5 protein-coding genes are annotated in these 13,385 nt (G+C 61.5%); 4 read left to right on the top strand and 1 reads right to left on the bottom strand.

Going from position 1 to position 13,385, the window contains the following annotated elements; genetic code table 11:
* The 3 genes from CAF79_RS29295 to CAF79_RS24370 all read left to right on the top strand — a co-directional run.
* Positions 1-715: Ig-like domain-containing protein (locus CAF79_RS29295; protein ID WP_178081860.1), on the top strand; the 715-nt coding region annotated here is incomplete at its 5' end.
* A 462-nt stretch (positions 716-1,177) separates the two neighbouring features.
* On the top strand, positions 1,178-1,555 hold the full coding sequence (locus CAF79_RS24375) for a DUF6124 family protein (protein WP_085700676.1): 378 nt from the start codon (positions 1,178-1,180) through the stop codon (positions 1,553-1,555).
* Between the two features lie 634 nt (positions 1,556-2,189).
* Positions 2,190-2,561: a DUF6124 family protein gene (locus tag CAF79_RS24370; protein ID WP_085700675.1), complete on the top strand. Its 372-nt coding sequence runs from the start codon at positions 2,190-2,192 to the stop codon at positions 2,559-2,561.
* Between the two features lie 67 nt (positions 2,562-2,628).
* Here CAF79_RS24370 and CAF79_RS24365 read toward each other — a convergent pair whose 3' ends face one another.
* Complete coding sequence (locus CAF79_RS24365; protein ID WP_085700674.1) at positions 2,629-11,286, bottom strand: retention module-containing protein; 8,658 nt, start codon at positions 11,284-11,286, stop codon at positions 2,629-2,631.
* 531 nt (positions 11,287-11,817) lie between these two features.
* Between CAF79_RS24365 and CAF79_RS24360 the strand changes: the two genes are divergently transcribed.
* Positions 11,818-13,176 (top strand): TolC family outer membrane protein, encoded by a 1,359-nt coding sequence (locus tag CAF79_RS24360; RefSeq protein ID WP_085700673.1) that lies wholly within the window; start codon positions 11,818-11,820, stop codon positions 13,174-13,176.
* The last annotated feature ends 209 nt before the right edge of the window (positions 13,177-13,385 follow it).

The raw sequence follows: 13,385 nt of genomic DNA, 5'->3' as shown, positions 1-13,385 counted from the left end.
CACCCGAGCGGAGGATTCCGAAGGCGTCGAAATCCCCGACGGCGGCGTCACCGTCAAAACCAGCGTGACTCTCATCGGCACGGCCGCCGAGAACCAGAAAGTCGAGGTATTCGATGGCACGACATCCAAAGGGCAGCCTCCCGCCGATCCGACGACCGGGATCTGGACGCTGACAGTGACCGACCTGACCGTAGCGCCTCACAGCTTCACCGCCAAGGCGTTGTATGGTTCCGGCCAGACGTCGGCAGCGCGGACTTTCAACATCGTCGGCTTGGTCTTAGGTCACGAAAATTGGATTAGTTCCCTTGGTTATAACTTCGAACTTGCCGTTCCCAAGACTTTCCCTAGTGGACTCACCGTAACTGTATTGCGCAACGTTACCTACAGAATTTATCGCGTGCAGATCTATATATCCGCCCCTTTACTACTGGTTGTATGTACGTCTCATACATTATTTACCTTTGGAGAGGTTTCGCAGGGCATCAGTTTGAAGTATTCGGCCCTGCATCGTGATCGGCCTACGGTTCGACTACGGGCGCTGGATAACTCTATCGTTTATGAAGGGGCTCTTCCTATTACGGGTGATGGTTCTAAAACGTTCTCCCACATATTGTCAGCCGGCCATTTTGCGAGCATGGAGATTGAAGCGGGTATGGAAGAATCTAGTGGTGGGGACGCTGGTTTCGTCATAGATGAAATCATCTGGACTGCCTAACTTAAATAAAAATTGGAATAAATGGGGACGCATTTATTTACCAGTCCTCACTATAAAAACCCGCGCTCCTCTTTAATTGGGAGCGCGGGTTTCGTTGTTTTCGGTCTTCAAAAACACTCGTTGAAGAGTGTTTAAGGTTATGTCCGCAAAGCCACACAACCTTGCGCCTTTGCCTACGCATCCGCCAGAATCCGCCGGCTTGTGCGCCTAGGGGGCGGGTTCTATTGTTTGGCGGTCGCTGAAAAGCAGCGATCGGGTTTAGCAGCCCGGATCTACTCTAGACGCACAATGCCGTTCGTTCGTGATCAGGCTCACGCCTGTCCGTTCACGTTATGGCGGCTTTGCGTGGGGCACTTCGGTGCGCCGGGTTCTAGAGTCCTGGTCTGCTAACCCGCGTACGGCCGCCACCTCTTTCGTTTAGCAGCGAAGCGTGGCGCCTCCACTACTCTAGAGGCTTTATCCATGATCAAACCAACGCCAAACCCGCCGGAAGTCGATTCGACTTCCCCCTACGAAACCCTCGATTCCAAGAAATTCCACGAAGCCGCCGAACGCGCCCTCGATCACTATCTCAATCCGCTGCTCCCCCGCAAACCGCTGCTCAAACCCAATACCCGCTACCTCATTGCTCCCGGCATCGACAGCGAAGAACTGCTGGCCGACGCCTGCGAAACCCTGACTTCGGCCAAGGTCATGGCCAATGACTTCGCCGGGCTGGTGGACGGCTCGCATCGGCATGTGCTGCTGGGAATTGCGCAGCTGATCATGCTGGGTGAGCTGGCGGTGAACCGGGTGCTGGATAATCTGGAGGTGAAAGCTGAGGCGCCCGCTGTAGCCTGATCGCCTGATCGTTCCCACGTCGAGGCGTCGAAACGTCCGCGTGGGAATGCAGCCCGGGACGCTCTGCGTACCAAAGAGCGGACGCAGAGCGTCCATTGAGGCATTCCCACGCGGAGCGTGGGAACGATCGAGCCTCTGTCGCCTGAGCAAAGAAAAACCCGCCGTCCCGTTTGATCGGGACGGCGTGGAATAAATGGGGACGCATTTATTTACCAGTCCTCACTATAAAAACCCGCGCTCCTCTTTAATTGGGAGCGCGGGTTTCGTTGTTTTCGGTCTTCAAAAACACTCGTTGAAGAGTGTTTAAGGTTATGTCCGCAAAGCCACGCAACCTTGCGCCTTTGCCTACGCATCCGCCAGAATCCGCCGGCTTGTGCGCCTTGGGGGCGGGTTCTATTGTTTGGCGGTCGCTGAAAAGCAGCGATCGGGTTTAGCAGCCCGGATCTACTCTAGACGCACAATGCCGTTCGTTCGTGATCAGGCTCACGCCTGTCCGTTCACGTTATGGCGGCTTTGCGTGGGGCACTTCGGTGCGCCGGGTTCTAGAGTCCTGGTCTGCTAACCCGCGTACGGCCGCCACCTCTTTCGTTTAGCAGCGAAGCGTGGCGCCTCCACTACTCTAGAGGCTTTATCCATGGTCAAACCCACGCCAAAACCGCCGGAAGCCGATTCGACTTCCCCCTACGAAACCCTCGATTCCAAGAAATTCCACGAAGCCGCCGAACGCGCCCTCGATCATTACCTCAATCCGCTGCTCCCCCGAAAACCGCTGCTCAAACCCAACACCCGCTACCTCATCGCCCCCGGCATCGACAGCGAAGAACTGCTGGCCGACGCCTGTGAGACGCTGACCTCGGCCAAAACCATGGCCAGCGACTTCGCCGGGATGATCGATACGCCGCAGCGGCATGTGCTGTTGGGCATCGGGCAACTGATCATGTTGGCGGAACTGGCAGTGAATCGGGTGCTGGATGATCTGGAGCTGAAGGCTGAGGCGCCGCTGTAGCCTGAGCAAAGAAAAACCCGCCGCCCCGATTACTCGGGACGGCGGGTTTTGTCGTTTCAGCCCCGGCTCACACCGTGTCCACCTTCAACGAATGATCATTCAACATGCCGTTGATGATGGTCGCCGTGTCGTGCCCGCTGGCGATCAGCCCGCCCGCCCCCGGCGTCACGCCGTAATGGCTGGCGAGGTTGACGCCGGCCAGGTCGATGGTCTGGTTCGGCGTGGCGCCGGCCATGGCGCTGACATTGATGCTGGTCATGACCGAGGCGCCGCTGCCGGTGACGGTGAAGTGCAGGTAGTCATCCAGTGATGCCGACGTGCCGTTTTCACCTTGCAGCAGTTGCGACAGGTCGAGCTTGTCGGTGCCGGGGGTGAAGTCGGTGACGAGGTCATGGCCGCTGTTGCCCTTGAGCCACTGGAAGGTGTCGGCGCCCGGCCCGCCGGTCAGGGTGTTGTTGCCCATCCCGCCGATCAGCAGGTCATCGCCCCCGCCGCCGTTGAGGATGTCGTTGCCCAGGCCACCGTTGATGACGTTGTTATTGTTGTCGCCGGTCAGGGTGTCGTTGAAGTTCGAGCCGACCAGATTTTCGATGCCGGTCAGGGTGTCTGTCCCGGCGCCAATGGTGTTTTGCGCACCGAGCAGGCCGAGGTTGACCGTCACCCCGGCGGTCGCATGGGCGTAGCTGGCGGTGTCGATGCCGCTGCCACCGTCGAGCAGGTCGTTGCCCGGGCCGCTGTAGAGCAAGTCGTTGCCGGCGCCGCCGTGCAGTTCGTTGTTGCCGGAGCCTGCGGTCAGCACATCGTTGCCGTCGCCGGCATTGATGATGTTGTCACCGGTGCCGGCCACCAGCACGTCATCGCCCGAGGTGCCGGTGAGGGTGTGGCCGTCCTGGTAGCTGATGGTCACGTTCGCCGTATCGCTGCCGCCATGGTTGTCGTTGGCGGTGTAGGTGCCGTGGTAGTCCGGGGTGATGTCGTGGGCCCCGGCGTAGTTGAGGGTCATGGTCAGCTGGTAGTTCTCCGCCGCATTGGCGTTGCTGCCCGTGGTGTTGGTGATGTTGGTGATGTGGATCTGATAGACGCCGTCGGACGTCGCGGTCAGGGTCTGGCCGTCCGCGAGGGCGATGTACGCGCCGCCGTTGATCGAGTACTCCATGGTGATGTGACCGGCCGCCAGGTTGTGGTCCAGGTTGAGGGTTTCGCCCTGGCGCAGGTTGACGGTGATGCGGTCTTCATCGTTGGCGTTGGTGTTGGTCACCGCACCGAGGTAACCGCTGACCACCAGCACGGCGGTCATGGTCGCGGCGTTGGCGCTGAACGCATTGCGCACGTTGGCCAGGTTCTGGTTGGCGGCGGTGTTGGCATTGGTGCCGGTGAAGCTGATCGCGCCAGTGCCGGTGAAGTCTGCCGATTTGGAGATCCAGCCGGTGTTGAACGAGGTTGGCGTGGCGTTGAGGGTGTCGCCGTTCGGATCGGTGTCGTTGGCCAGCAGCAGTTCGCCCGGCACCACGATATTGCCCGACAGCACGTTGGTGATGATGTGGTCGTCCACCGCCACCGGAGGCGCGTTGGGGATCACTTTCACGGTCAGGGTCGAGCTGGCGAGGTCGCCGTCGTTGTCGCTGAGGGTGAAGCCGATGTTCTCGGTGATCACCACGCTGGTGGTTTTCTGCGAGGTGTAGCTGTAGTCGCCGGTGTCGAGGTTGACCACCAGGGTGCCGCTGTTGTTGGTGGCGATGCTCAGGGTGTTGTTCACCGTGTTGAAGGTGCCGTGGTTGGCGCCGCCGCTGGCGGTCAGCGACCCCTGGCCGCTGTTGGCTTTCGGGTCATAGGTGTAGGTGGTGCCGTCGACCACGATGGACTTGATGAACCCGCCATCCGCGCCGAACGTGCCGCCCTCGCCCAGCAGTGAACCGGTGACCGGCGCACCCTCGACAGTGCCGGAGAGCACCGAGTTGAGCTGGTTGAGATCGGTGACCACCACCGCATTGGTGTTGGTGTGCGTGATGCCGTCGTAGGCCAGCGGATCGAGGTTGGCGTTACTCACGCCGCTGCCCAGGCCGATCGCGTAGTTCTTGATGTTGTTGGCATCGAGGAACGCCTTGAGCGTCGCCTCGTCGGCGGTGCCGATGTCACCCTCGTTGGGTTTGCCGTCGGAGAAGAAATAGCCGACGTTCTGCGCCCCGGTGAGTTTGCCGGAGGTGTTGAACGCGTTGTACATGGTCGCCACGGCCGCATCGTAGTTGGTGCCGCCGCCCGCACTCAGGCCGGCCAGAAGGGTCTTGGCCGTGGCGACATCGACCCACACCGAAGTGCGGTCGGTGGCGTTGCTGCTGAAGGTGACGAGCTGCACTTTCACATCACCCAGATCGTCGTACTTGTCGAGCAAGGCACTGATCGCCTGCTTGGCCAGGTCCAGCCGCGACAGGCCCGGTACGCCGGAGGCGTCGGCCATGCTGCCGGAGATGTCGAGGACGATGAGGATGTTGGAGTCGATCTCCACCGCCGCCACCGAACGATCCGACGCTACCGCTTTGGGCACGTCGTCGACGATGTTGACCACGAGGGTGCTGGTGGTGCTGTTGCCCAGCGCATCGGTGGCTTTGTAGGTGAAGCTTTCGCTCAGGGTGTTCGGCCCGTCGTTGGCGTTCGGCGTGGTTTTCGGCGCCGAGGTCAGGGTGTAGGTGTAGGTGCCGTCGGCGTTGAGCTGGATCTGCCCGTAAGTGCCGGTGGCGCTGCCGACCAGGGTGTAGGTGATCGCCCCGCTGCCGCCGCTGACCGAACCGACCAATGTGCCGCTGGCAGTTTCGCCGGTATTGGAAGGATCGCTGCCGGTGATCGTGCCGGGGGCCAGATCCTGGCCGTCCTTGGTCAGGTCGAGGGCTTTTTCGTAGACGGTCACGTCCTGATCGGTCGAGGCCACGAGTTTGCTGTCGGCGACGTTGACGGTGATGGTGGTGGTGCTTTCGTCGCCGTCACTGTCGCGGATGGTGTAGGTGAACGTGTCGGTGGCGCCCGGCGGGCTCACCGAGTTCGGGTTGCTGTGATAGACCGCGTTGCCGGCCGCATCGAGGGTCAGGTAACCGTAGCTGCCGTTGATGTTGCTGTTGAGCCCGCCGATGGCCGAGGTCGCAGTGTCACTGCCGGCACGCACGCCGACCACAACGGCCGCACCATCGGCACCGCTGACATCATTGCCCAACACGCTGATGTTGACCGTGCCGCCCTCCGCCACCGAGCCGGTGTCGGCCTTGGCGGTCGGCAAGTCATCGATGATGTTGACGTTGATTTGCCCGGTCGCAGTGCTGCCATCGGTGTCCGTCGCCACCACGTTGAAGTTCTCGGTGAGGCTGTTGGCGCCGTTGGCGTTCGGGTGGGTTTCGTTATCGACCAGGGTGTAGCTGTAACTCACCACGCCGGTAGCCGGGTTGTAACCGGTGATGGTCAGCGTGCTGCCCAGCGGAGTGACGATCGATTGCGGGAAGCCTGCGGCGACGCCGTTGGTCATCACGGCAATGCCGCCCACGGTCAGGGTTTGCAGACCGTCGAGGGCCGTCACAGTGAAGGTGCCGCTCTGGGTCAGCGCCGGGATGTCGGGGCTGGTGCCGTCGCTGAGGTTTTTCTCGTAGACGGTGAGTTCGCCGCCATTCACGTCGAGGCCGTTGAGGACCACCGGATCGTCGTTGTTGTGGATGTTCAGCACCAGGTTGGCGGTGCTGGTGTCGCCGTCGGCATCGGTCAGGGTGTAGGTGAAGGTCTCGGTGCCGTTGCCACCGCCGTGCAGGTTTTTGAAGTCCGCATCGTTGGTGTCGAGGGTGTAGGTGTACGTGCCGTTGGCGTTCAGCACCAGGGTGCCGTAAGTGCCGATGAAGGTGCCGGGGGTGATCGGGCCGGCATTCGGACCGGTTGCCACCACGTCGGCGCCTTGCACGTCGTTGGTCAGCACGTTGCCGTTGAGGGTCAACTGGGTTTCCGACGCGGTGCTGGCGTTGCTGTCGTTGATCGCCTTCGGCACGTCATCGACGATGTTGACCACGATGGTGCTGGTGACGACGTTGCCCAGCGAATCGGTCGCCTGGTAGGTGAAGGTTTCGGTCAGGGTGTTGGCGCCGTCATCGGCGTGCGGGGTGGTGCTGGCCGGTGAGGTCAGGGTGTAGGTGTACGTGCCGTCGGGGTTGAGCACGATCTGCCCGTAGTTGCCGGTGGCGCTGCCGACCAGCGCATAGCTGATCGCACCTACAGCGCCGGTGACCGAGCCGACCAGCGTGCCGGACGCTGTTTCCCCGGTGCTGGCCGGATCGCTGCCGGTGACCGTGCCGGCGGCCAGATCCTGGCCGTCCTTGGTCAGGTCGAGGGCTTTTTCGTACACGGTGACGTCGTTGTCGCTGACCGCTTTGAGGCAGCTGTTGTAGACGTCGATGGTGATAGTGGTGGTGCTTTCATCGCCATCGGAATCGCGCACGGTGTACACGAATACGTCCACCGCACCCGGGCCGCTCACGGCATTCGGGTTGCTGTGATAGACCGCGTTGCCGTTGGCGTCGAGGGTCAGGTAGCCGTAGGTGCCGTTGATGTTGCTGTTGAGGCCGCCGATGGCTGAGGTCGAGGTGTCGGATCCGGCGCGCACGCCGACCACGGCACCGCTGACAGCCGGGCCGTCGGCGCCGCCGATGTCGTTGTCCAGCACGTTGCCGCTGACGGTGCCGCCCTCCTGCACTGACGTTGCGTCAGGCTTGGCGGTCGGCAGGTCATCGATGATGTTGACGTTGATCTGCCCGGTGGCGGTGCTGCCATCGGTGTCGGTCGCCACCACGTTGAAGTTCTCGGTGATGCTGTTGGCGCCGTTGGCGTTCGGGTGGGTTTCGTTATCGACCAGGGTGTAGCTGTAGCTGACAACGCCGGTGGCCGGGTCGTATCCGGTGATGGTCAGCGTGCTGCCCAGCGGCGTGACCGCCGATTGCGGGAACCCGGCCGCGACGCCGTTGGTGATCACGGCAATGCCGCCCACGGTCAGGGTCTGCAGACCGTCGAGCGCGGTGACGGTGAAGGTGCCGCTCTGGGTCAGGGCCGGAATGTTGGGGCTGGTGCCGTCGCTAAGGTTTTTCTCGTAGACGGTGAGTTCGCCACCGTTGACGTCGAGGCCGTTAAGGTAGACCTGATCGTCGTTGTTGTGGATCTGCAGGACGAGGTTCGCAGTACTGGTATCGCCGTCGGCGTCAGTGATGGTGTAGGTGAAGGTCTCGGTGCCATTGCCGCCGCCGTGCAGGTTTTTGAAGTCCGCATCGTTGGTGTTGAGGGTGTAGGTGTAGGTGCCGTTGGCATTCAGCACCAGCGTGCCGTAAGTCCCGGTGAATGTACCCGCCGTGATCGGACCGGCATTGGGGCCGGTCGGCACGCGGTCGGCGCCTTGCACGTCGTTGGTCAGGACGTTGCCAGTCAATGTGAGGTTGGTTTCCGAGGCAGTCCCGGTGTTGCTGTCGTCCACACCTTTTGGCAGGTCGTCGACGATGTTCACGTCCAGCGTGGCGTTGGCGGTGGTGCCGTTGTCATCGATCACGGTCACAGCGAACTGCTCGTTCAGCACGTTGGCGCCGTTGGCGTTTGGATGCGCTTCGTTGTCGACCAGGGTGTAGCTGTAGCTGACGACGCCGGTGGCCGCGTTGAAACCGGTGATGGTCAGCGTGCTGCCCAACGGCGTGACGATGGATTGCGGAAAACCTGCGGCTACGCCATTGGTGACCACGGCGATGCCGCCGATGGTCAGCGTGGTGACGCCGTCCAGCGCGGTGATGGTGAAGGAGCCGCTCTGGGTCAGGGCCGCCGAATCCGGCGCACTGCCGTCGCCGAGGTTTTTTTCGTAGACGGTGAGTTCGCCACCGTTGACGTCGAGGCCATTGATGATCACCGGATCGTCGTTGTTGTGGATCTGCAGGACGAGGTTCGCAGTACTGGTATCGCCGTCGGCATCGGTCAGGGTGTAAGTGAAAGTCTCGGTGCCGTTGCCGCCGCCATGCAGGTTTTTGAAGTCCGCATCGTTGGTATTCAGCGTGTAGGTGTAGGTCCCGTTGGCATTCAGCACCAGCGTGCCGTAAGTCCCGGTGAAAGTGCCGGCGGTGATCGGGCCGGCATTCGGGCCGGTCGGCACGCGGTCGGCGCCTTGCACGTCGTTGGTCAGGACGTTGCCAGTCAATGTGAGGTTGGTTTCCGAGGCAGTCCCGGCGTTGCTGTCGTCCACACCTTTTGGCAGGTCGTCGACGATGTTCACGTCCAGCGTGGCGTTGGCGGTGGTGCCGTTGTCATCGACCACGGTCACGGCGAACTGCTCGTTCAGCACGTTGGCACCGTTGGCGTTTGGATGCGCTTCGTTGTCGACCAGGGTGTAGCTGTAGCTGACGACGCCGGTTGCAGCGTTGAAACCGGTGATGGTCAGCGTGCTGCCCAACGGCGTGACGATGGATTGCGGAAAACCTGCGGCTACGCCATTGGTGACCACGGCGATGCCGCCGATGGTCAGCGTGGTGACGCCGTCCAGCGCGGTGATGGTGAAGGAGCCGCTCTGGGTCAGGGCCGCCGAATCCGGCGCACTGCCGTCGCCGAGGTTTTTTTCGTAGACGGTGAGTTCGCCACCATTCACGTCGAGGCCATTGATGATCACCGGATCGTCGTTGTTGTGGATCTGCAAGACGAGGTTCGCAGTACTGGTATCGCCGTCGGCGTCAGTGATGGTGTAGGTGAAGATCTCGGTGCCATTGCCGCCGCCGTGCAGGTTTTTGAAGTCCGCATCGTTGGTATTCAGCGTGTAGGTGTAGGTCCCGTTGGCGTTCAGCACCAATGTGCCGTAAGTCCCGGTGAAAGTGCCGGCGGTGATCGGGCCGGCATTGGGGCCGGTCGGTACACGGTCGGCGCCTTGCACGTCGTTGGTCAGGACGTTGCCAGTCAATGTGAGGTTGGTTTCCGAGGCAGTCCCGGCGTTGCTGTCGTCCACGCCTTTTGGCAGGTCGTCGACGATGTTCACGTCCAGCGTGGCGTTGGCAGTGGTGCCGTTGTCATCGATCACGGTCACGGCGAACTGCTCGTTCAGCACGTTGGCGCCGTTGGCGTTTGGATGCGCTTCGTTGTCGACCAGGGTGTAGCTGTAGCTGACGACGCCGGTTGCAGCGTTGAAACCGGTGATGGTCAGCGTGCTGCCCAACGGCGTGACGATGGATTGCGGAAAACCTGCGGCTACGCCATTGGTGACCACGGCGATGCCGCCGATGGTCAGCGTGGTGACGCCGTCCAGCGCGGTGATGGTGAAGGAGCCGCTCTGGGTCAGGGCCGCCGAATCCGGCGCACTGCCGTCGCCGAGGTTTTTTTCGTAGACGGTGAGTTCGCCACCATTCACGTCGAGGCCATTGATGATCACCGGATCGTCGTTGTTGTGGATCTGCAGGACGAGGTTCGCGGTGCTGGTATCGCCGTCGGCGTCGGTAATGGTGTAGGTGAAAGTCTCGGTGCCATTGCCACCGCCGTGCAGGTTTTTGAAGTCCGCATCGTTGGTATTCAGCGTGTAGGTGTAGGTCCCGTTGGCGTTCAGCACCAATGTGCCGTAAGTCCCGATGAATGTACCGGGGGTGATCGGACCGGCGTTCTCGCCGACTGGTACGCGGTCGGCACCTTGCACGTCGTTGGTCAGCACATTGCCGGTCAGCGTCAGTTGAGTCTCTGTCGCCGTGCCATTGTTGTCATCGAATGCTTTCGGCACGTCGTCGGTGATGTTGACGTCCAGCGTGCCGGTCGCGGTGTCGCCATTGCTGTCGCCGGCGATCACGGTGAATTGTTCGCTGAGGTTATTGGCACCGTCGCCCGCCGCGTGGGTTTCGTTGCCGTTGAGGGTGTAGCTGTAGCTGACCGTGCCGGTGGCCGGATTGTAGCCGGTGATGGTCAGGGTGTTGCCCAGTTGCGTGGTGATCGATTGCGGGAAACCGATCGGCACGCCACCGACAATCACGTTGATGCCACCGATGCTCAGGCTGCTCAGGCCATCCGGCGCCGACACCGTGAAGCTGCCGGTCTGGGTCAGCGCGCCAGGGTTGGCAGCGGAACCGTCGGGCAGATTGGCTTCGTTGAGGGTCAATTCGCCGCCGGGTACGGACAGGCCGCCGAGGGTCACCGGGTTGTTGACCGGCGTTGGTGGCGGAACAATCGGGGCGGCCTGGCCGTCACCGTTGTCGATCACCGCGTTATGCCGCTCTTCGGGAAACTCCGGAATGCCGTTGAACCCGGCCGTCGGGAAACCGATGACCGGATCGACCCGGCCCGCCACTTCGGTCAGCAACACAAAACTGTGGCCGCCGCCCAGCGCACCCGGCACGCCACCGGTGGCTCCGGGGCCGGCCGCCGTCGCTTCGGCGGTTTGAGTCGGGTCATCGCCGGCGGCAATGGCTTTCTGAATCTGTTCGACGTCGGTCAGTTGCGACTCGCTCGGGGTCACCGCTTCCGGGGCATTGACGTGGGCGGCCTGATCGGCCAGCAACTGGCCGCTCATGGTCAGGCTGCTGTCGCGACCGAGGGTCAGTTCCTGGCCATTTTGCAGATGGACGGCAACCGCCCCTTCTGCTCCGGTGATCAATTGATCGCCTGCAAACAGACGATCACCTTCGACCAATGGGCGCCGACTGCCGTCTGCCGATTGAGCGAAAACCTGACCAATGACTTTAGTGACGATCCCGATGAGCGTTGCCATGTGCATTCCTCCGCTGCCGACCACCGTCGGCGCTGGTTCGCGAAGCAGCCCATGGCTCAAGCGGGTTGTCGGGGCGACGCTCGCACCTCGACAGTTCGTTTCGCAGGTTGCACAAATCCAGAAACGCCAATGCCATCAAGCAGTTGGAGTCTCTGTTCAATGCTGCATTCCCACTAGCGCTACGTAACGGTGGTGAATCACCCGAGTGACAAAAAACTGTCGCTCATCAGCCGCTACGCGTCCCTCCCCTTTAGCAGTACTTCGCCGTATGTCGCAAAGTGAGTGGAACTTTCCTCAAGCCTTTCTGTGCTCCCTAACGCGCATAAAACAAAGGCTTTCGAGTGGAACAATGTGCTGGATTTGGCGAACCGCATAAGTTTTTTTTGGCATAACCCATATGAAAATTTTTTCTTAGCTACGCTTCAGGATGTTCTTAGCTCTGTTGTTACAGGCATGAAACGCTTTTTACTAAAAATATCGTCAATAAATTGGCGACAGCGAAACACCATCAGGACTCAGGGAGATGCACCCATGCGCGTACTAACCCCCCTCTGCAGCGCGGTTTTGCTGGCCATGGCTTGCACTTCCCAGGCACAGGCCATGAACCTCACCGAAGCGATCCAGAGCACTCTCGCCACCCACCCGGAACTTGCCTCACGCGTGGATGCGCGTCTGTCGGCTGATGAACAAGTGAAGGTCGCCAAGGGCGGCTTCTATCCGTCGGTGGATCTGAACGCTGCTTACGGGCGTGGCTACAGCGACAACACCAACACCCGGGCCTTCGGTAACCACCACACCGAAATCCTCAATTACACCCAGTCCGAGCTGCGTCTGCGGCAGATGCTGTTCGACGGTTTCAACACTGCCAACGAAGTTGAACGCACCAAGGGCGTTTCCAACTCGCGCGCGTATTACGCGCAAGGCACCGCTCAGGACCTGGCCCTGCGCACCATCGAGGTCTACCTCGAAGTGCTCAAGCGCCGTGAACTGGTGACCCTGGCCAAGAACAACCTGCAGGCGCACTTGCGCGTCAACGACCAGATCGGCCTGCGTACCGAGCGCGGCGTGGGCAGCACCGCCGACTCCGATCAATCGGTTGCCCGTAAGGCGCTGGCGCAGAACAACCTCGACACCGCCGAAGTCGACCTGGCGGACGCCGAATCGAACTTCTACAGCGTGGTCGGGCGCATGCCCGATGAGCTGGAAACGCCCGCCTCGACCCGTGGCGAGTTGCCCGCCACCCTGCCTGAAGCCCAGCAGAGCATGGTCGAGAACAACCCGTATCTGAAATCCGCCCAGGCCGACGTGCAATCGGCCGAGAGCCAGTACGAAGTCGCCAAGTCGCCGTTCTATCCACGCTTCGATGCCGAAGCCGCGGTTGGCGCCAACAACAACGTGCAGGGCGACGAGGGCCATGACAACGAATGGCGGGTCGGTGTGGTGATGAACTACAACCTGTTCCGTGGCGGCAGCGACAAGGCGCGGCTGGCCTCCGATGCGCATCAGATCAACCAGGCGATGGACATCCGCAACAACGCCCTGCGTCAGCTCAACGAGAACATTCACCTGGCCTGGAACGCCATGGTCAACGCCAAGAAACAGACCCCGACCGCCCGCGAATACGCCGAGACCACCAAGCGCGTGCGCGCCGCGTATCAGGATCAGTTCGGCCTCGGCCAGCGCACCCTGCTGGACGTGCTCGACAGTGAAAACGAGCTGTACAACGCCAACCGTCGCTACACCGAAATCCGCTACACCGAGGAATATTCGATGTACCGCGTGCTGGCGAACATGGGCCAGTTGCTGAACAAGCAGCGGATCGTGCTGCCGGCCGATGCGATAGCCGCGACCGAGGTGAAGAACGAAGCGCGCTTGCCGGAACTGAAGTAGTCCCGCGTGCGGGCGCTGCCGAAGGCCGCACCCTGATCGTTCCCACGTCGAGGCGTCGAACCGTCCGCGTGGGAATGCCTCTGGGGACGCTCCGCGTCCAGTGACGCGGAGCGTCACGGGCTGCATTCCCACGCAGAGCGTGGGAACGATCAGTACGGTTGAACGCCTCGCAGTAACACAGGGTTGATGTGGATAGCCGAGCCAGTTCA

The sequence above is a fragment of the Pseudomonas sp. B26(2017) genome, assembly GCF_002113045.1.
Taxonomy (GTDB): Bacteria; Pseudomonadota; Gammaproteobacteria; order Pseudomonadales; family Pseudomonadaceae; genus Aquipseudomonas.
Note: the sequence above shows the minus strand (reverse complement) of the source record. Positions and strands in the feature narration are given on the sequence as shown.

Coding starts and splice junctions, on each gene's coding strand:
- CAF79_RS24375 (WP_085700676.1), top strand. CDS start 1,178: ATGATCAAACCAACGCCAAACCCGCCGGAAGTCGATTCGACTTCCCCC.
- CAF79_RS24370 (WP_085700675.1), top strand. CDS start 2,190: ATGGTCAAACCCACGCCAAAACCGCCGGAAGCCGATTCGACTTCCCCC.
- CAF79_RS24365 (WP_085700674.1), bottom strand. CDS start 11,286: ATGGCAACGCTCATCGGGATCGTCACTAAAGTCATTGGTCAGGTTTTC.
- CAF79_RS24360 (WP_085700673.1), top strand. CDS start 11,818: ATGCGCGTACTAACCCCCCTCTGCAGCGCGGTTTTGCTGGCCATGGCT.